At 44.7% G+C, this 19,387-nt stretch carries 23 protein-coding genes and 1 tRNA gene; 18 read left to right on the top strand and 6 right to left on the bottom strand.

Annotation, left to right across the window (positions count from 1 at the left end; genetic code table 11):
• Positions 1 to 117 precede the first annotated feature (117 nt).
• The 13 genes from WB308_RS09690 to WB308_RS09630 all read left to right on the top strand — a co-directional run bounded on the left by WB308_RS09690 (position 118) and on the right by WB308_RS09630 (position 11,030).
• Positions 118 to 942 (top strand): flagellar hook-basal body protein, encoded by an 825-nt coding sequence (locus WB308_RS09690; RefSeq protein ID WP_424191046.1) that lies wholly within the window; start codon positions 118 to 120, stop codon positions 940 to 942.
• A gap of 19 nt (positions 943 to 961) precedes the next feature.
• The gene (gene flgG / locus WB308_RS09685) at positions 962 to 1,750 is read left to right on the top strand and encodes a flagellar basal-body rod protein FlgG (RefSeq protein WP_424191045.1); all 789 of its coding nucleotides are present in this window, start codon (positions 962 to 964) and stop codon (positions 1,748 to 1,750) included.
• Between the two features lie 217 nt (positions 1,751 to 1,967).
• Positions 1,968 to 3,698, top strand: coding sequence for a carboxylesterase/lipase family protein (locus WB308_RS09680; RefSeq protein WP_424191044.1), 1,731 nt, complete (start codon positions 1,968 to 1,970; stop codon positions 3,696 to 3,698).
• Positions 3,695 to 4,918 (top strand): multidrug effflux MFS transporter, encoded by a 1,224-nt coding sequence (locus WB308_RS09675; RefSeq protein WP_424191043.1) that lies wholly within the window; start codon positions 3,695 to 3,697, stop codon positions 4,916 to 4,918. Before WB308_RS09680 ends, WB308_RS09675 begins: the two co-directional genes overlap by 4 nt.
• 129 nt (positions 4,919 to 5,047) lie before the next feature.
• Positions 5,048 to 5,551 (top strand): 3-isopropylmalate dehydratase small subunit, encoded by a 504-nt coding sequence (locus tag WB308_RS09670; protein ID WP_424191042.1) that lies wholly within the window; start codon positions 5,048 to 5,050, stop codon positions 5,549 to 5,551.
• A 3-nt stretch (positions 5,552 to 5,554) separates the two neighbouring features.
• Positions 5,555 to 6,631, top strand: coding sequence for a 3-isopropylmalate dehydrogenase (gene leuB, locus WB308_RS09665; protein WP_424191041.1), 1,077 nt, complete (start codon positions 5,555 to 5,557; stop codon positions 6,629 to 6,631).
• Positions 6,619 to 6,867 (top strand): tetratricopeptide repeat protein, encoded by a 249-nt coding sequence (locus WB308_RS09660; protein ID WP_298693238.1) that lies wholly within the window; start codon positions 6,619 to 6,621, stop codon positions 6,865 to 6,867. Before leuB ends, WB308_RS09660 begins: the two co-directional genes overlap by 13 nt.
• Positions 6,858 to 7,199, top strand: coding sequence for a CiaD-like domain-containing protein (locus WB308_RS09655; protein ID WP_424191040.1), 342 nt, complete (start codon positions 6,858 to 6,860; stop codon positions 7,197 to 7,199). Before WB308_RS09660 ends, WB308_RS09655 begins: the two co-directional genes overlap by 10 nt.
• 25 nt (positions 7,200 to 7,224) lie before the next feature.
• Positions 7,225 to 8,064 (top strand): formyltetrahydrofolate deformylase, encoded by an 840-nt coding sequence (gene purU / locus WB308_RS09650; RefSeq protein ID WP_424191039.1) that lies wholly within the window; start codon positions 7,225 to 7,227, stop codon positions 8,062 to 8,064.
• Positions 8,065 to 8,535: a tRNA (cytidine(34)-2'-O)-methyltransferase gene (locus WB308_RS09645; protein ID WP_424191038.1), complete on the top strand. Its 471-nt coding sequence runs from the start codon at positions 8,065 to 8,067 to the stop codon at positions 8,533 to 8,535.
• Positions 8,535 to 8,666 carry a hypothetical protein gene (locus WB308_RS09640; RefSeq protein ID WP_424191037.1) on the top strand — a complete coding sequence of 44 codons (132 nt, stop codon included), beginning with the start codon at positions 8,535 to 8,537 and terminating at the stop codon, positions 8,664 to 8,666. Before WB308_RS09645 ends, WB308_RS09640 begins: the two co-directional genes overlap by 1 nt.
• 221 nt (positions 8,667 to 8,887) lie before the next feature.
• Entirely contained in the window at positions 8,888 to 9,547 is a 660-nt protein-coding gene (locus WB308_RS09635; RefSeq protein ID WP_424191036.1) for a S24 family peptidase, read from the top strand.
• A 13-nt stretch (positions 9,548 to 9,560) separates the two neighbouring features.
• Positions 9,561 to 11,030, top strand: coding sequence for an SH3 domain-containing protein (locus tag WB308_RS09630; RefSeq protein WP_424191035.1), 1,470 nt, complete (start codon positions 9,561 to 9,563; stop codon positions 11,028 to 11,030).
• Between the two features lie 5 nt (positions 11,031 to 11,035).
• On the opposite strand, the gene WB308_RS09625 is transcribed toward WB308_RS09630, so the two are convergent.
• The gene (locus WB308_RS09625; protein WP_424191034.1) at positions 11,036 to 11,341 is read right to left on the bottom strand and encodes a hypothetical protein; all 306 of its coding nucleotides are present in this window, start codon (positions 11,339 to 11,341) and stop codon (positions 11,036 to 11,038) included.
• A gap of 69 nt (positions 11,342 to 11,410) precedes the next feature.
• On the bottom strand, positions 11,411 to 12,607 hold the full coding sequence (locus WB308_RS09620; protein WP_424191033.1) for a tetrahydrodipicolinate N-succinyltransferase N-terminal domain-containing protein: 1,197 nt from the start codon (positions 12,605 to 12,607) through the stop codon (positions 11,411 to 11,413).
• Positions 12,608 to 12,711: 104 nt separating this feature from the next.
• Between WB308_RS09620 and WB308_RS09615 the strand changes: the two genes are divergently transcribed.
• Both WB308_RS09615 and htpX read left to right on the top strand, forming a co-directional pair.
• A complete protein-coding gene (locus tag WB308_RS09615) occupies positions 12,712 to 13,197 on the top strand; it encodes an ankyrin repeat domain-containing protein (protein ID WP_424191032.1) in 486 nt (161 codons plus the stop codon).
• Positions 13,184 to 14,077, top strand: a complete 894-nt coding sequence (gene htpX, locus WB308_RS09610) for a zinc metalloprotease HtpX (protein WP_424191031.1) — start codon at positions 13,184 to 13,186, stop codon at positions 14,075 to 14,077. The genes WB308_RS09615 and htpX overlap by 14 nt, the downstream gene beginning before the upstream one ends.
• A 186-nt stretch (positions 14,078 to 14,263) precedes the next feature.
• On the opposite strand, the gene WB308_RS09605 is transcribed toward htpX, so the two are convergent.
• Genes WB308_RS09605 through aspS form a run of 4 tightly spaced genes read right to left on the bottom strand, consistent with a single transcriptional unit; the run spans position 14,264 to position 18,059 of the window.
• Complete coding sequence (locus WB308_RS09605) at positions 14,264 to 15,019, bottom strand: competence/damage-inducible protein A (RefSeq protein WP_424191030.1); 756 nt, start codon at positions 15,017 to 15,019, stop codon at positions 14,264 to 14,266.
• Between the two features lie 45 nt (positions 15,020 to 15,064).
• Positions 15,065 to 15,712: an adenylate kinase gene (adk, locus tag WB308_RS09600; protein WP_424191029.1), complete on the bottom strand. Its 648-nt coding sequence runs from the start codon at positions 15,710 to 15,712 to the stop codon at positions 15,065 to 15,067.
• A 16-nt stretch (positions 15,713 to 15,728) separates the two neighbouring features.
• Entirely contained in the window at positions 15,729 to 16,301 is a 573-nt protein-coding gene (locus tag WB308_RS09595; protein WP_424191028.1) for an adenylate kinase, read from the bottom strand.
• Between the two features lie 3 nt (positions 16,302 to 16,304).
• Positions 16,305 to 18,059: an aspartate--tRNA ligase gene (gene aspS / locus WB308_RS09590; protein ID WP_424191027.1), complete on the bottom strand. Its 1,755-nt coding sequence runs from the start codon at positions 18,057 to 18,059 to the stop codon at positions 16,305 to 16,307.
• Positions 18,060 to 18,268: 209 nt separating this feature from the next.
• Here aspS and WB308_RS09585 point away from each other — a divergent pair, with 209 nt between their 5' ends.
• From WB308_RS09585 to WB308_RS09575, 3 genes are all read left to right on the top strand, one after another.
• Positions 18,269 to 18,475 carry a hypothetical protein gene (locus WB308_RS09585; RefSeq protein WP_424191026.1) on the top strand — a complete coding sequence of 69 codons (207 nt, stop codon included), beginning with the start codon at positions 18,269 to 18,271 and terminating at the stop codon, positions 18,473 to 18,475.
• 152 nt (positions 18,476 to 18,627) lie between these two features.
• Positions 18,628 to 19,179 (top strand): response regulator, encoded by a 552-nt coding sequence (locus tag WB308_RS09580; RefSeq protein WP_424191025.1) that lies wholly within the window; start codon positions 18,628 to 18,630, stop codon positions 19,177 to 19,179.
• A 109-nt stretch (positions 19,180 to 19,288) separates the two neighbouring features.
• Positions 19,289 to 19,363, top strand: a tRNA-Glu gene (locus WB308_RS09575).
• Positions 19,364 to 19,387: the final 24 nt, after the last annotated feature.

Raw genomic sequence — 19,387 nt, 5'->3', positions numbered from 1 at the left:
GAGGTGGATTATACCCAAATTATTCTTAAACGCCTTTTTTAACTTTCAATTTCTATGCCAAACAAACTCTGGAACACTTGTTGCTTTTACCATCTCAATACTCCACAAGGATGATAAATGCAGACCGGATATTATGCGGCAACAGGGGGAATGGTAGCGCAGTTTAATCGTATGGACACGATCGCTTCCAATCTTGCCAATGCCAATACAACGGGATACAAACGGGATCAATTGATTACGGGTGATTTTGCACGCTTGTTTAAAACGGCGCAAAGCGAACTACCGATTGCAAATCAAACCGAAGAAGCGGCTCAGTACTTTAACCGTGCACTGAGCCGTGTTCCGCAGATCACGGATGCCTATACGGATCAGAGTTTAGGGGCAATGCAACGAACCGATAATACGTTTGATATGGCCCTCTCAAAAGAGGGACAATTTTTTGCGGTCAACACACCGCAGGGAGTTCGCCTCACTCGTGACGGAACCTTCACCATCAATGATGAAGGAAAGCTCGTCAACAAACAAGGGCATGAAGTTCTTTCCGCCGATTATTTTCAAACCAAGACGGCGATCACCTTCACCCCTCAAGACAGTGTCGTAACGATCGATAAAAACGGTCAAATATCCACCAATGTTCCGGGATCGACCCAAATGGTGGCGAATAAAAAACTATTAATCGCTGAGCCCCAAAATATCCGGGCTTTGAAGAAAGAGGGAGATAACCTCTATATTCCCGATCCAGCCGATCCGCTTACCCCATTAGCGCAGAGCGGAAGCGTTATGCAGGGGTTTGTTGAAAAAAGCAACGTCAATGCCGTCAATGAAATGATCGCTCTCGTCGAAGCAAACCGTTTGGTCGGTATGTACCAAAAAGCGATGGATTCACAAATGAATGATCTAAACCGTGATGCGATTGAAAAAATCGCCGTAACCAGACGATAAACCTAAGGAGACTTGACTCATGATGCAATCACTCTATACCAGTTCGACCGGAATGATGGCGATGCAAACGCAGATCGATACGACGGCCAATAACATTGCCAACGTTAACACGATGGGGTACAAAAAATCACGCGCCGAATTTGCCGATTTGATGTACAAAGTGATGACCTATGCCGGAACCTCTACCAGCGATACAACGAAATCTCCGACGGGGATTGAGGTGGGTCTCGGGGTGCGTCCTACCGCAATCAATAAAATTTTTACCGAGGGGAGTCTCAAACAAACCGACAATCCTCTTGATACGGCAATCACGGGAAAAGGGTTTTTCAAACTTGAACTTCCCAACGGGACGGAAGTTTATACCCGTAACGGCTCTTTTAAGATCGATGAAAACGGAACCATTGTCAACTCGGACGGCTACAAATTGGTTCCTGAAGTCGTTGTTCCCGAAGATGCCATTGATGTTACCATCGGAACGGACGGTATCGTCAGCGTTACCCAATCCGGGCAGGCTCAAGCGACCCAAGTGGGGCAGATTTCACTCACGAATTTTATCAATCCGGCCGGTTTGCATGCCATGGGAGATAACCTCTTTGTCGAAACCGACAGTTCAGGACAACCTGTTGAAGGTACGCCGGGAGTCGACGGATTGGGATCGATCCGTCAAGGATTCGTAGAGCTCTCGAACGTTCAGTTGGTTGTGGAACTTACCGATCTTATTACAGGTCAGCGTGCCTACGATGCCAACTCTAAAGTGATCACGACGAGTGATGAAATGTTGGCAACCACCAATGGGTTGAAACGTTAATAGTATCACCTTGGGATTCCCAAGATAGATAGGGCATTGTGCCCTTTTCGGACAACTTCATCTTAACTTTCTTAAATACCCTCGTACACTATCATACAATCTATTTTTAACATAATTCATTATTTTATCTGTATAATCCATGCTATATATTTGGATTAGAAAATGAAGATTGAATACCTGACCCCTTATTTATATTAAAAAATAAGCTATACTCTTTTTGTTTAAAAATATCAAAATAGAGAACAAGGTCATCATTGTTTCCTTAATCAAAGATATCCCTTGCACCCCTGATAAGAAGAAAAAAAGGAAGCATAAAAACATGAGCAAAAACAATCGTATCACCCGGTTTCGTGGCGTGGGCAGCGCTTTAATCCTCTTCGGAAGTATTCAGAGTATCTTCGCCACTGACACGGCGTACGATCCCGCAGTTGTCATGACGGACAAAGGTGTCGTGCGGGGCGTGATTCGTGATGGCGTACGGGAATTCAAAGGTATCCCTTATGCGCAGCCTCCGGTAGGGGAATTGCGGTGGGATATCCCTAAAGTGTCTTTGGCCTGGCGTGGAGTTTTGGATGCGACGGAATATAAAAGTGCCTGTCCGCAGGCGGAACGTTACGGCATTCCCGAATCGAGTGAAAACGAGGATTGCCTCCACATCAATGTCACCGTCCCGTATTCGGGAGAGGCCGATCTCAAGCGCAAGCGTGCCGTGATCGTCTGGCTGCACGGCGGTGCGTTCGTCGGGGGTTCAAGCGCCCTCTATCCGCTGGACTATATGGCTAAATCGGGCGATGTCGTTGTCGTATCGATGAACTACCGTCTCGGAGTTTTCGGTTTTACGGCCCACCCGTCGTTTGAAGCGGATCATAACGGCGGTTACGGCCTTGAGGACCAGCGTGCCGCCTTGCGTTGGGTACAAAAAAATATTGCCGCGTTCGGCGGGGATCCGGAGAACGTGACGATTGCCGGGGAATCAGCAGGAGGGGCAAGCGTCTGCATGCACATCCTCGCCCCCGAAGAGACTTCCGGACTGTTTCGCAAAGCCATTATCCAGAGTGCGGGCTGCGTGACTCCGCTGCCGAGCCTTGAAGAGGGGAAAAAGACGGGGGAAAAAGTGGCCGATCTGGTAGGCTGCAGCAACGATAAGGATACACTGTCCTGCCTGCGCAAGAAGCCGGTCAAAGATCTGCTGGATGCGTCGAGTCAGGTCGCCGGTTCGAACATACTGACGTATATGCCGGTTATCGGTACCAAGACGGTTCCGCTGCCGGGTTCGGAAGCGATTTCTGCGGGCAAATTTGTCAAGGTGCCGGTAATGTACGGCGGCACCAGCGACGAACTCCGGCTCTATGTTGCCTATGCGATTCAGGGGGGACAGCCGATCACCGACAGCAACTATGAGGAGATGTTGAAGACGACTTATCAAGAGAAGAGCGGCAGTATCGCAAAAGAGTACCCGGCGAGCGGGTACTCTTCGGCTGCTTCGGCTCTTGGATCGGTTTGGTCTGATTTCCGTCCCGATGTCGGTATCAATCATTGTATTTATCTTGAAAGTTCCAAACTGCTCAGAAAATCGGTTCCTGTCTACCAGTTTATTTTTTCCGACCGCAATGCTCCGCCGGTTACAAAAAACCCCGGTTTTGAAATGGGTGCGGTGCATTCATCAGAACTTCCTTACATGTTTCCCCATTATGACAATACCACGAAGCTCTCGGGTCCCGATCTGGCTCCCCCGTCGCAAAAACTGGCGGACCAGATGATAGCCTACTTTACGAGCTTTGCCAAGACCGGAAAACCCGCTGCGTCAGGTGCGCCGGAATGGTGGACTTTTGACAATGACGAGCGGGTAATGAATTTCGAGCCGGGCAATCTGGGATATTTCAATTCCAGCGAAACAAGTAAATGCGATTTCTGGAAGACGCTGTATCCGACCGTACTGACTCAATGAACGCACAAGAAACAGGCTCAGGGGTATCCGCAGGATACCCGATGCTTCCGGTTATTATTCTCGGGATGGTTGCTACCCTCCCTCCGCTTGCCACCGATCTGTATCTTCCCGCATTTCATTTACTGGCGGAATCGTTTGCTGTTGAAGACGGCAGTATTCAGGTGACGCTTTCGGTATTTTTTCTCGGCCTTGCACTGGGGCAGGCTTTTTACGGACCTTTGATTGACCGTTTCGGAAGACGTGGCCCGCTTCTTTTTGGTATCGCATTGTATGTTTTTAGCACGGTTTTATGCTTATTTACCGATGACATCACCGAATTTACGATACTTCGTTTTGTGCAAGCCCTCGGAGCCTGTTCGGGTATGATCGTGGGCCGGGCAATCGTGAATGATTTATTCGACGAACAAGAAAGTGCCCAGGCTCTTTCCGTGCTGATGATGGTGATGATGGCGGCGCCAATCGCTGCCCCGGTACTGGGAGGATTGATTCTGTCCGTGACGATCTGGCAGATGATTTTTGTTTTTATGCTGGCGTTTGGGGTGGTGTGCGGTGTCCTTGTCTGGCGCTATCTGCCCGAAAGTCTTCCTGCTCCGAAGAGAAAGCAAGAAGGGCTGGCAACGACGTTTGCCGATTATGGACGCTTGCTTCGTCGACGCGGTTTCATTGTTCCCGTACTGGTGGGAGGATTTGCACAAGGGTGCATGTTTGCATTTATTACCGGCTCGCCGTTTGTTTTTATCCGCATCTACGATGTCGGTGAGCAAGCATACGGTTGGCTGTTCGGCTTGATCGCTGTCGGCCTGATTATTGCCGCGCAGGCTAATCGGGCAGGGCTCAAGCGCTGGAATGTGCATACTCTCCTCGGCGCGGCATTGGTTTTAAATGTTACGGCTGGGGTGAGTTTGTTTGTACTGTCCGAAAGCGATAGCCTGATCGCGTTTGTCATCCCTCTTTGGTTTGTCATCGCATCGATCGGTTTTATCGGGGCAAATTCCACTGCTATCGCGATGGCTCGAAGCGGAGAGGATGCGGGAAGCGGCTCGGCATTGATCGGAGTTGTACAGTTTGGCTGCGCGTTTATCGTAAGCGGACTCGTGGCTGCCACTCAGAACGGCACGGCATATCCCATGACGGCTGCTGTCGTTATGTGCGGTCTGAGTGCCTTATTGCTGTGGCGCATGGACCGCTCCAGCAGGAATGAAGCCGTTCGCATTTCTTAATTGTTGACGTACGAGGAAATAATAAATAGATTAGATTAAATACCTGACCCTTATTTAGCGGGGGATTTAAAACTCTTTCAACTCTTCTTGGCTATAATCCCCTCAATTTTACGTACTATAGGATTTTTGATGCAAAAGATTGAAGGGAAAGTTTGGAATTTCGGTAAAGATATCGATACCGACCTCATTATTGCCGCTCGTTATCTCAACACTTCCGATCCAAAAGAGCTTGCAAAGCATGTAATGGAAGATGCTGATCCGACATTTGTTTCTAAAATGGTTCCGGGTGACATTATTGTTGCCGATGAAAATTTCGGCTGCGGCTCTTCTCGTGAACATGCCCCGATCGCCCTTAAAGCAGCCGGAGTCGCTGCCGTTATCGCACCGACATTTGCCCGTATTTTTTACCGTAATGCTTTCAATATGGGATTGCCTATTTTCGAGCTGACCGAAAGTTTGGAAATTCATGAGGGTGAGCATGTCAGTATCGATATGGATGCAGGGACAATTACCAATACAACAACCGGCAAAGTGTATAACTTTATCCCTATCCCTCCGTTTATGCAAGAGTTGCTTAGCGCCGGAGGTTTGATGAATTACGCAAATGCCGAAATAGCGGCGCAGGAGAAATAATTGATGAAAAGCTATAACATTGCCCTTATCAAAGGGGACGGAATCGGTCCTGAGATCATCGACGAAGCGGTTAAAGTTCTTGACGCCGTTGCTGCATGCGAGAATATCGAGTTTAATTACCAAGAGGCGCTGATGGGCGGATGTGCCTACGATGTTACCGGTGATCCTCTTCCGCAGGAAACGATTGATATCTCTCTTGCCAGTGATGCAGTACTTTTCGGGGCTATCGGCGGAACGAAGTGGGATAACCTCCCGCGTGAAAAACGCCCTGAGAGCGGATTACTCCGTTTCCGCAAAGAGCTTGGCGTATTTGCCAACCTTCGCCCCGCAAACGTATACGATGAACTCGTCAATGCCAGTTCTCTGAAACCTGAAATCGTCAAAGGTGTCGATTTAATGGTTGTCCGTGAGCTCATCGGCGGGATCTATTTCGGTGAGCCTAAAGGACGTGACGAGAATAAAGGGTGGAACACTATGGTCTATACCCGTGATGAAGTTATCCGTATCGCCCATGTTGCGTTTAAAATCGCGATGGAACGCTCTAAAAAAGTGTGTTCGGTTGACAAAGCAAACGTACTGGATGTCAGCCAGCTATGGCGCGAAGTCGTTGAAGAGGTAGCCAAAGAGTATCCTGAAGTCGAACTCAGCCACATGTACGTCGATAATGCGGCCATGCAGTTGATCCGTGATCCAAAACAATTCGACGTTATTTTGACCGGCAATATCTTCGGAGATATCCTCAGTGACGAAGCAAGCATGCTCTCCGGCTCTATCGGCTTACTCCCATCAGCCTCTGTGGGTGCTGAGATCGGTGTATACGAACCGATTCACGGTTCAGCTCCCGATATCGCAGGACAGGGGATTGCCAACCCGATTGCAACGATTGCGAGCGCTTCGATGATGCTTCGATTTGCATTGAACGAGCATAAAGCAGCGGACCGTATTGATTACGGTATTAAACAAGCCTTGGCGAACGGATATCGAACCAAAGATATTGCAGGATACGATGCTAAAGAGATTTGCTCTACAAGTGAAATGGGCTCCATTATTGCTAATTATGCGGCCAAATGCAAACGCTAACTCTCGCTAATATTTATGAACTTCAAGGGCTAAAAGAAGATGCTCTTGAAATTTATAAAGAGATTTTAAAAAAAGACCCTTCCAATGCAGATGCAAAAATTGCTATCCGACGTCTCTCAGGAATGCGGAAAAAATTTTTAGGGGTTAATAATGAGATGAAAGCTTTTTTTGTCCAAATGGACGAAGAAGCTGAATTTATTCAATTTGAAAGGTGGTTGATGAAAGCATGGAACTAAAAGATGTTATTTTATCTACATTGGCCGAAATTGAAGAACTATCGACACTGTCCGAACCCGCTGAAAAAATCGAATCGATAAAAGAAGAGATCTCTTTTCATCATGAAGAGGTGACTAAACATGACCATGTGAGCGTTGAGACGATTCATACAGTACGTGATGATGAAGCGAGAATGTTAGAGGGGATTCGGGAGAGACTACTTGTACTTTTTGAAGGGTTTCAATCACCGAACAATGTCCAAATTGAAGCTAAAGTTGATTTAACGCTCAACTTTCTTGAATATCTTTTAGCCACTATCGATCATCGCTTAGACACTATCAAAGACTCCTAAAGCGTTTCAATCAAGAGGATACAGAATGAACGAACACTACCGAATTTTGATCGATTGCAAAGATGAAAAAGGACTTGTTTATAAAGTCTCCTCTATTTTCTTCCATCGTAATCTCAATATTATCTCCAATAATGAATTTGTAGATAAAGCGCACAATAAATTTTTTATGCGCAGTGTTGTTGCAGGTGAAATCGCTCCGGATGCGCTTCGATCTGAGCTTACGGCTATTTTGCCGAAAAATGCACATTTGGAAGTGATCGCTCCGCGCAAAAAAAGAGTTGTATTGATGGCAACCAAAGAGTCTCATGCTTTGGGCGATATTTTAATTCGATATGAAGCGGGTGAACTCGATTGTATCATTGTCGGTGTTGTATCAAATTATGATTTACTTGAACCGCTGGTTTCCAAATTTGATATCCCTTTTTATACGGTTTCCCATGAGGGATGCGACCGGGATGAACATGAGAAACGTGTTCTCGCACAACTCGGACAACTGGGTGAAATCGACTATATCGTTTTAGCCAAATACATGCGTATCTTAACCCCTCGTTTTGTCGAAGCATACGAAGATAAGATTATCAACATTCATCACTCATTTCTCCCGGCATTCATCGGAGCCAATCCTTACAAACAAGCGTATGAACGAGGTGTGAAGATTATCGGTGCAACCGCCCATTTTGTCAACAACCATCTGGATGAAGGGCCTATTATTGCTCAAGATGTCATTCATGTCAACCACGCCTACGGATGGGAAGAGATGCAGCGTTTAGGACGCGATGTTGAAAAAATAGTCCTCTCTAAAGCCCTCAAATTAGCATTGGAGGATCGTATTTTTGTTCACGCCAACAAAACGATCATTTTCTAAATGTTCAATATCGTTTTAGTCAATCCCCAAATTCCTAATAATACCGGAGCAATCGGGAGACTCTGTGTCAATACAGGCTCTTCACTTCATTTGATAAAGCCAATCGGTTTCGATATCGATGAAAAAGCGGTTCGTCGTGCGGGGTTGGATTATTGGCATAAAATAGATTTACACGTGTGGGAAAATATCGATGATTTTTTCAACTCACATCCCGAAAGTCAAAAATACTATTTTGCAACGACGAAAACCGACAAACCGTATTTTACTATGGCTTTTCAACCGGGAGATTATCTTTTTTTCGGGAGTGAAACGGCTGGTATTCCAGCCACTGTTTTGGAACAATACCCTGATAAACAAATGACCATACCCATGACGAAAGAGGGACGCAGTCTCAATCTTGCTATTAGCACCGGAATTATTCTATACGAAGCAATCAAACAAAACTTTGATACCTATAAAGAGGATATGTAATGCTCGAAATAGTTGATACTCTGGTTATCGTTCTTTTTGTTCTCTTCATAGTTTACATCTTCCGGGGATATCATCTTTCCCGATTGGATAAAATGGAAAAAGAAGATCAAGACAAAGAATCGTCAAACTAAAAAATTTTCTCTGCCCAAATCCCCATTGTCGTTTCAAATCGATCCATCCAGCCATTTGCTTTGCGAATTACCTTTGCCATTGTCAACTCCTTGAGTGATATTAGGCAAATCGTAGAGTATTTTTAAAAACAATCCTATAAATATGTCATATTGCAATATATCTATTGTTTTTATGTCATAATCCATACAATACATTATCGATAGCTCAAAAGGATTTCAATATGAAAACATTCAGTGATATTGTTGAGACGATCAAAGACATTGTCTCTTCCGAATTTCCCGAAAAAAAAGTATTTGATAAAGATGTGGCAGAATTATTGGATATTTCGCAAATGAATTTTGCGACGATGAAAAAGCGTAATAAAATCCCGTTTAACGAACTCCTTGATTTTTGTGCCAAGCGTTCCATTGCCATTAATTGGCTCTTGTATAATCAATCTCCCGAGAGTTTGATAGAACCGACGAACCGCTTTTATATGGTCCGTTATTTCTCGTCGGTAAACGCCTCTGCGGGGGGAGGGGCGGAAAATGATGAGCTCTCTTATGAACCTTTGATGTTGGAAGAAAACTTTGTCGTCTCGCTCGGAGGCGACAAAGAGTTACGCCATATCGAAGCGATCAATGTTTCCGGCGATTCCATGGAACCCTCTTTTAGTTACAATGATATTGTATTTGTGAACCGTTCCAAAACCGATTTGAGCCGAGGTGGAATTTTCACCATTCGTACGGAACACGGGCTGTTTATCAAGCGCTTACAAGTACGGATTGATGGTAAACTCGATATCATTTCAGATAATAAAGACTATCCTACTTATGTCGCACGTCAAGATGAAGTTGAAATCATCGGGAGAGTTGTCGGACGCTTTGGCGGAGTAGAATAATATTGGAAAGAGCATGAAAACAACCGTATGGATGAGTGGATTATTATTACTGGGAGGGTGCAGCAGCCATACCCCTCTGACTACCGCAGCGCCGTCAAAACCACTCACTCCTATACTGGAAGCGGATCGTAATCAAAGCGGTTTGAACGACCCTTTTTACTGCAAACTTCCTCAGGACATGGAGATAAAATTACCGGAATTCGGTCCATTAGTCAATGATTTGGAGCGCTTTGAACAATCCATAAATCCCTATGTAAACCAAAATGGTGTTGATCGGGAAAGTTTATTAGAAGTACAAAACAATTTTGAAACACGTTATTACGCTCCGTGGAACTACACGATCCCCCCTCAAAAAGTCCAAGATGTTTCATGGCCTCTTTGTGCTTTCAAAGGAGGGTATGGAAGCAATCTCAAGCCTGTTCCTCCTGCATGGTTTGAAGAGATGAAAGAACAAAGTAATTTTGAAGCCTATGGAACCCTCAACCAAAAAGCAATCACCTTAAAGTGGATGAATATTCGCGCATTCCCTACCGATAAGCCGCTTTATAAAAATCCCGATCGCCCGGGAGACGGATATCCGTTTGATCTTCTCCAAAACAGCAGTGTAAATTATAATGAACCCATTTTTATCTCGCATACTTCAAAAGACGGTGCATGGAGCTATATTTTTACCAACAACGCCTCTGGATGGGTCAATTCGGATGGAGTGACTCCTCTTGATGATGCAACGGTTAAAAGTATCCAAAAATCGGAAAAGATTTTTGTGGTTGAAGATAATGTTGCGATGCGTGACAGCAGCAATCGATTTGTTGCCTATTCACGTGTGGGGATGGTATTGCCCTTAGAGCGCAGTGAAGGTGAAAACTATTATGTCAGAGCCATTGACAGCAACATTTCTTCTAAAATTCTCACTCTCTCGAATAGATCAGCGCATCTTGGTATCAGTAAGCTGAACAAAGGGAATTTAATCACTATCGGCTCACAAATGATGAAAAACAGTTACGGATGGGGCGGAATGTACGGTGAACGGGATTGTTCATCGATGATAAGGGATATGATGACCCCTTTTGGCATTTGGCTTCCCCGCAACTCCGCTTCGCAATCACGTACCGGAGAGGTCATATCATTTGCAGGGCTGAGCGATAATGAAAAACTCTACCAAATCAAAACGAAAGGGGTCCCTTTTGAGACCATTATTTATCTCAAAGGGCATGTTTTACTTTATATCGGTACCTATCAAGAAAATGTAATGGTAATGCATAATATCTGGGGTATACGCACACTCGATAAGCAGGGAAACAAAGGAGGGCGTCATATCGTCGGTAAAGCGGTTATCAGTACCTTGGAACTTGGTTCTGATTTAGAAGATTTTGATCCCTCTATGAAGTTGCTCTCACGCATAGAGAGTATGAATATTTTTACAAATACCCCGCTTACGCTGACTCGAAGCGCTAAAAACACCCCTAAGAAAAAATCTCTTTGAGGCTTTTAGCCTCGAATATCCAACAGTGAGCCCAGCATTTCATCTTGGGTTCGAATCGCTTGAAGATTCGAAGCGGCTACTTTTTCAATCGATATTTGATCCGTTATCTCTTTGGACAGATTAGTTTGCGATTTCTCACTTCCGTTAGAAACAGCTCGGGTTGTATTCGCTTTCGTTCCCCCATTTTCGGTTTCACTGATCGTTGTATTGTAGGGGGTAAACCGATCTGTATTGACATTAGCAACATTATAAGCACTGTTATTCATATAGGTTTGATTCGAAAGAAGAGAAGATACGTTTGAACTTATCATCAAAACTCCTTTATTTAGAATGGCAATAGTATAAATTCCATCACCTTAAGCGGTGATAGGAATATCGGATTAATGCAAATCGGCGTTAAGTTTGACTTCGCGTGTTGAGCGGCGGATGAGCAATTGACCCGTGGTGGAGTCTTGACGGTAGTGAATACCGTTCAATCCGACCAAATCTTTACCTTTAAAACTTGTCCCGCTGAGTGCTGCGCTCGGGTTGGCTTCTTGGATCTTAGCAAGTTCTTCAGCACTCACTGCGAATTTGGTTCCTGCCAATACGGCGATCCCCGCATCGACGATACATCCATCCCCCAATGCGATACCGGTAACCGAGTTGGCACCTAAAAGGGTGTTTTTCCCGATAGTCACCGGGATACCGTCGGTTCCGCTGAGTACACCGAGGATCGAAGCCCCGCCGCCGACGTCTGAACCGTCCCCGACAACCGCAGAACTCGAAATACGCCCCTCTACCATGCTCACACCTGTGGTTCCGGCATTAAAGTTCACATAACTCGCACCCGGCATGATGGTCGTACCTGCATGGAGCTGCGCACCGAAACGGACTTTGGAATCGTCCAATACACGGGTGTTATTTGCAGGGATGATGTGCTGGAGATAGCGAGGGAATTTATCGACGAAATCGATTTTCGGATATTCGTTGGCAAATTTGAGTTCGATTTCGTTTTCACGGAGCCATTCGAGCTCGATCGGTTGACCGTCCGACCATGCGACGTTGTGTAATGCGCCGAATGCACCGTTAAGGTTGAGTGAGCGAAGAGCCGCTTTCGAGGTAGAGAGAGCGTAGAGTTTGAGATAAGTCCCCTCGACGCTGGTACAGGCAACATCGTTGAAAAGAATTACCAGACGGAATTCGCCCTCGCGCATGCCGCGCTCTTTGATTTGGTTATAGAGGGCCGAAATCACCTGAATATTTTTGTGCGCATCGCCGAACGCTTCATCCGAATAGGGGGTAAATGCATTTAAGCACCCCTCCAAAAATTTGAGCGTTACAGGTATGATTACTTCATCAGCGTTGAAATCAATCTCAAATCCTTGCTCTTGTGCGCTTTTGATAAAGATAGCCGCACTGCCGAAGTTTTCATTCCAGTTGATATGGGGATACGTTGCTTGAAGGATTTTTGAACCATCAAGCTGGCCGAAATCAACACGGCAAATACCGAATGCAAGGGGGTTTTTATATCCTGCAGTATTTTGAATCTCTTGAACACATGCCTTGAATGCTGATTCGGTTTCTAGAATTTCCATATTTGCTCTCTTGTTGTAAAATTAATATGGAATTTTACCACAAGAGTCTAGACTTCAGTTGAATCTTGCGTGTTATACTATCGCATATTATTGGTGGGACGATTATGGAAGAATGGATTACTTTATTAAAATCGAATGACTATCTTGGTGTAAAGAAATATCTCAAACACGGTGGCAATCCCAATGAGGTAGAAGAGAATGGCGAGTCGGTCATTTGTTTTGCTTTGCGCTATCACTGCGACAGTGAGATACTCGATTTACTCATCGAAAACGGTGCCGATATTCATCATGTTGATGATGAGGGGGTTAGTGTATTTGATGTAGCGGTCACCTACAACAACCTCCCTTTAATTGAAAAACTCATCAATGATGGATTTGATGTCAATCGTGCAACGCGTCGCAGCGGATTTACCCCGCTGATGGGGGCGGTTTGTTACGGTCGTGTCGACGTGATCAAAAAGCTGCTTGACATGGGGGTTAATATTCAATCTCGGGATGCTTATGGACTCAGCGCTATCGATTTTGCCCGTAAAATGCATAAAAAATCAATTTTAGCTCTTTTAGAAGGGGGTAAGAATGGAACAGATTAAAACTTTTCTATTGTTAGGCTCTTTGAGCGTTTTACTCGTTTTTATCGGCGGATATTTGGGAGGGCTAGGGGGTATGATTATCGCTTTGCTTATAGCCGGCGGGATGAATTTTTACGCCTATTATTTTTCGGACACGATGATTTTAAAACATTATCATGCGATTGAAGTAGACCCCAGAGAATCACCGATGCTTTACCGTGTTGTCGAACGGCTGGTAGAACGGGCCAACCTGCCGATGCCCAAAGTCTACATTATCCATGATCATATCCCCAATGCATTTGCAACAGGACGCAATCCTGAGCATGCTGCGGTTGCGATTACAACGGGACTGCTTGAATTACTCAGCGAAGATGAAATTGAGGGGGTTATGGCACATGAACTCTCTCATGTCAGACATCGCGACATACTGGTCGCAACGGTTGCGGCAACAATCGCAGGAGCAGTCGCTTTTGTCGCGAATATGATGCAGTTTGGTGCCATGTTCGGCAGTCGTGATAATCGTGGCGGCAATCCGATCTTAATGATTGCCATGGCAATTTTACTCCCTATTGCCGCAAGCATCATTCAAATGACAATCAGCCGCTCACGTGAGTTTATGGCCGATGAGGGTGCAGCACGGCTAACCGGGCATCCTGAGTGGCTTCAAAACGCCCTTATAAAGCTTACAAATTATAACGGGAGAGGGGAAGTGCAGGGCTCAACTCCAGAGAATGCCCATATGTTTATCATTAGTCCGTTTGACGGCAAAAACTTTGCATTTTCAAATCTTTTCCGAACCCATCCGACAACAGCACAGAGATTGGAACGTTTAGAGGCACTAAAAGGGGAATTTAGCTCACCAACGGAGCAAAATAAACTCTACGATCGGCATTACGTATAATCTGTTATTCAGGTTCTATTTTGAGTGTAAAATGGGGCTTCCGGGGGAGCTTTTTTTTCGGATTCTTTAAAAAGGTATAACGGTATATCCCATATATCACCACACTGATGCTTAGCGTAATAAGCAAATAACTCATTTAACCCTCCTCACTTAGATAAGAGTAAATCGGCAGATTATAGCAAATGTTTATAATTCGTTATTTTGGATGATATCATAATCAATCCCTTTTTCTTCCAAAGCATGAATAAAGAGCTGAAAATTTCTGCTACACAATTCATAATCTTCCGAGGCAACCGAAATTTCGACGATGGGATATCCTCCATTGATCATCGGCAATGATGAGAAATCGACATTTTGATCCATCTTCTCCATCACCTCGATAAGGGTGTTTTCACTCGTTTGTGCTATTAGGGTCTGACGATAGAGGAGGGGAGCTTTTGGGTAGAAATGGTTCAAGGCTTCTTCAACCATCGGATGAGACATTTCCGGAAATCCCGGCATAAAAAAATAGCGATCTTCAAGAGTAAAACCGGACATATTGTTGATGATATTATGGAGCAGTCCCGCATTTTTGGGCAGTTCTGCCATATGTATACGATGCGGATACGCGGCATCCCCAAATCGTTCGATAATATCGCGGGTAAATTGTTCATGAGGAATTAATGCGCCGTCACTGAAAACGTCAGCGGAAATCTGGCGTGTCAGATCATCGGGGGTGGAGCCAATTCCTCCGAAGCTGAACATGACGCCTTGTAGATCGTTTTTAATCATGTTAAACGTATTATGGATGAGAATAGGATCGTCTTTGATGATGAAAGAGGAGAAGAGGGTGTAACCCCGACGCATCAGCGCATCACGTATAAAAAGAAAATGTTTGTCTTCCCGACGCCCATTAAGGATTTCAGAACCGATGATAACGGCATAAAAATGAGGATTTTTCATAGAAGAATTATAACACCCTCTTCACCCAGAGCGGGAGAAGGAAAACTATTGCAATTTGGCAAGAATTTCTTTTTCGACGGCATCGATTTTTTGGGTTCCGTCGATCGTGATGTATTTAACCGACGTATCCGAAGCGGCAACACCTTGGTAGTAGTTGACAAGTGGAGCGGTTTGTTCATGATAAACACGGAGACGATCGAGAACGACTTCTGCTTTATCATCATCTCGTTGAACCAAATTTTCACCGGTTACATCATCTTTACCTTCCACTTTCGGCGGGTTGAAAACGACATGATACGTTCGTCCTGATGCAAGGTGGGCGCGACGACCCGACATACGCTCAACGATAACACTATCAGCAACATCGATCTCAATCACCGCATCGATTGCCACACCCGCCTCTTTAAGTGCGTCAGCTTGCGGAACGGTACGTGGGAATCCATCAAGAAGGAAACCGTTTTTACAATCATTTTCCAAAATGCGTTCTTTAACCAAACCGATAATGATCTCATCGGTGACGAGTTTGCCCGAATCCATAAACGATTTTGCCAATGTTCCCAGTTCCGTTCCCGCTTTGATCGCAGCACGGAGCATATCCCCCGTAGAGATTTGCGGGATATCAAATGCTTTGGTCAAGAACTGCGCTTGTGTCCCTTTTCCGGCACCCGGAGCGCCTAAAAGAATGATTTTCATTTAATGTTATCCTGTATTAAATTTTTGATTCGAGATAGAGTTCCATCTCATCGACAATGGCTTCGATAGTACGTTCGCCATCGATCTTTTTGAGAAGGTTTTTGGATTCATAAAAGCTTTGGATATCCGCTAAAGGTTCTGCATAGACTTTCATCCGATTGTTAAACACTTCTTCTTTGTCATCACTGCCGCGTGAGCGTCCTAATACGCGATCTCGTGCGACCTCTTCGCTCACTACGACTTCGATGACACTGACAAGTTCTATATCACTGTCACTATCTAGAAATTTGTTCAATTCATTCATCTGCTCACATGAACGAGGGTATCCATCAAACAAAATGACATCAGCAGGAGCTGATTTGATCGCGCTGGTGATCGTTTCAATAGCAATTTCAATTGGGACAATGAGCCCTTTGCTGATAAAGCTGTCGATCAACTGACCCCGCTCGCTGCCGCTGGCTACTTCAGCACGGAGTAAATCTCCGGTAGAGTAGTGAACGATTTCGTCATTGTTTCGTTCCGCAATGATCTCTGCATCGGTCGTTTTACCCGATCCGGGAGCTCCAATAATGAGAAAGAGTTTTTTCATCGCTTATTTTGCACTTTCGCGAAGACGGATATGAAGTTCACGGAGTTGTGTCAACTCTACCGGACTTGGTGCTTGGGTCATGATACAAGAGGCTTTTTGGGTTTTCGGGAACGCAATAACGTCACGAATACTATCTTTTTTAGAGAGTAACATCATGAAACGGTCAAATCCGATGGCGAATCCGCCATGCGGCGGTGCGCCGAATTTGAGTGCATCAAGGAGGAAACCGAATTTCTCTTGAGCTTCCTCTTCACCGATACCGAGAAGGGTGAAGATTTGCTCTTGCAACGCTTGTTTATGGATACGGATCGATCCACCGCCGAGTTCCGTTCCGTTAAGTACGATATCGTACGCGATCGATTCGATATCCTCGAGGTGTTCATGGTTCAAATCACGCGGCATTGTGAACGGATGGTGAAGCGCTTTGACACGGCCCTCTTCGATTTCGAACATCGGGAAATCGACAACCCAGACAAATTCGAAGCGATCTTTGTCGATCAGGTTCATTTTTTCGTGCTCAGCGATGAAAATACGGAAGCGTCCCATATAATCCCAGACGGTTTTTTTGTCTCCCGCACCGAAGAAGACGACATCACCCACTTCCATACCGGTACGGTCGATAAGAAGCTGGAGATCTTCAGCACTGAAGAATTTTTCCAACGGACCTTTAAGGCCGTCTTCTTTCATTTGGAAGTAGCCGAGCCCTTTGGCACCGAATTTGCGGACATAGTCTTCAAAGCTTTTCATCTCACGTTTAGAGAATGCCAAATCGGCACCCGGAACCCGGAGCGCTTTGATACGGTTCATTTTAGGGTTGGCGGCGATCCCTGTAAAAATTTCGTTGTCGCAGCGTGCGAAGATATCGATGACATCGACCATTTTCAGGTCATAGCGGAGATCCGGTTTGTCCGAACCGTACCACTCCATCGCATCGGTGTATTTGATGCGGTTGAACGGTGTGTGAACTTCATGTCCCGCTGCAGCGAACATCCCCGTAATCAGCTCTTCAGCGACACGGATAACGTCTTCTTGGTTACAGAAACTCATCTCGACGTCGATTTGAGTAAATTCGGGCTGACGGTCTGCACGCAAATCTTCGTCACGGAAACATTTTGCGATTTGGAAATAGCGGTCAAATCCACCTACCATCAACAGTTGTTTAAACAACTGCGGTGATTGGGGGAGGGCGTAGAACTCACCTTCGTGTACACGGCTTGGTACGAGATAGTCACGTGCACCTTCAGGGGTTGATTTAGTCAGAATCGGGGTTTCAACTTCCAAAAATCCGAGACGGTCCAGTACATTCCGTGCCGCAATGGCCGCTTTGGAACGGAGCATAAAGGTGTTGTACATGGATGGATTACGCAGATCAAGGTAGCGGTATTTGAGACGGATCTCTTCTCCGACACTGTTGTCACCGATACCGAAAGGGACAGGCTCAGAGCGGTTTTCAATGATCAGTTCTTCAACGACCACTTCGATAGCACCCGTTTTAAGACGCGGATTGACGAGACCTTCGCCACGGTTACGAACGCGACCGTGAGCAATAAGGACGAATTCGTCACGCACTTCACTGGCCATTTTATGGGCATGGGCATTGTCTGCAGGATCGCATACAAGTTGAATTAGGCCGCTTTTATCGCGCAAATCGATAAAAACAATCCCTCCGTGGTCGCGGTAGCTGTTCGCCCAACCGCACAGAACGACGTTATCGCCGACGTTTGCTTCACTTAAATCGGTACAAAAATGACTTCTCAAATCAAAGTCCTTAGGTTATATTTTTCGCAATTATAGCGGCTAGAAACTTTTGGTTTGATAATAGTATTCGAATCGTCTTCGATACTGGAATGCGTATGATACAGAAAACCGTATCCAAATACTTTAAATATAATATATATTATGTTAACCAATTGGTATTTTAAGTAGTCTTTTTTTCTCTTTCAGCTCTGTTACACTAAACTTACACAATGGAATCAACAAAAGAACAACTCATAATTGACATTGAAAACCTTCTTAACCGATATGAAGGTATTAGTCCTACGCATATCGATCCTGCACTTTTGCAATTTCTTGATCGTAAAACTCTTCTTAATATAATTGATTCTATTCTGCGCCAGCAAGAAAAAACCAATGAAACCAATATTGAATGGCTTGAACAATTTAAAAAGTATTAACATCAAAATATTGTCACAGAAACGGTTTTTGCAAAAATCCAACCTGTAATTGTTTTTTTAAGGGAATGCTAAAAAATATTATCTATAATTACAACAATTATCCACAGTGATATTTTCTACCTAATTCAATCCAAAATTAAAAAGGAGCCTTCATGTCATCGAAAGTAGATTTGGTTCAACTTACTGAACAAACCAAAAAATTGACGGCAATGGTCGTTGAAGACGAAGTCGTTGCTAATGATCTTTTAAGCTCAACTTTTAAAAACTTTTTTGCTGAAGTTACATCAGCCTACAACGGTGCGGAAGCACTGCGTATGTATGAGAAAGTAAATCCGGATATCGTTTTTGTCGATATCATCATGCCGGAAATCGACGGTATCGAGCTTGCTCGCCGTATCCGTTCGATCAACCCGTCACAAATCATCATCGTTATTTCTGCAAGTAACGATATTCAAAAAATCTCCGAATCAATCGAAGTGGGTGTAAACAGCTTCATTCAAAAACCGATTGACACGAAAAAAATTCTTGAGATGCTCCAAAACATCACAAGCCTTGTTTCTAAGCGTAAAAAAATCGAAACCAAGACCTTCTCTATATCGTTGCCGTTGGATGTTTATGAGTTGGTTGACGATAACGCAAAAGCAGAGAGTATCTCTAAAAATGCCGTTATTATCCGTGCTCTTCGCTCATTTTACAACGACTAAACTCCCCTCTTCCCACTTTTGTGGGAAAAATATCTTGATTTAGCTTTTTTTCAGCTATATCTCCCTATAATTTCGGCTCAGGTTTACCTGTTCTTTATCTTTTCATAACGGCCCCATCATCTAATGGTTAGGATTCCAGATTTTCATTCTGGCCATACGAGTTCGAATCTCGTTGGGGTCACCATTTTATCTCTCCTACATAATTTTT

Source organism: Sulfuricurvum sp., from assembly GCF_049587615.1.
Classification (GTDB): domain Bacteria; phylum Campylobacterota; class Campylobacteria; order Campylobacterales; family Sulfurimonadaceae; genus Sulfuricurvum.
This window is presented reverse-complemented; position numbering and strand designations above follow the sequence as displayed.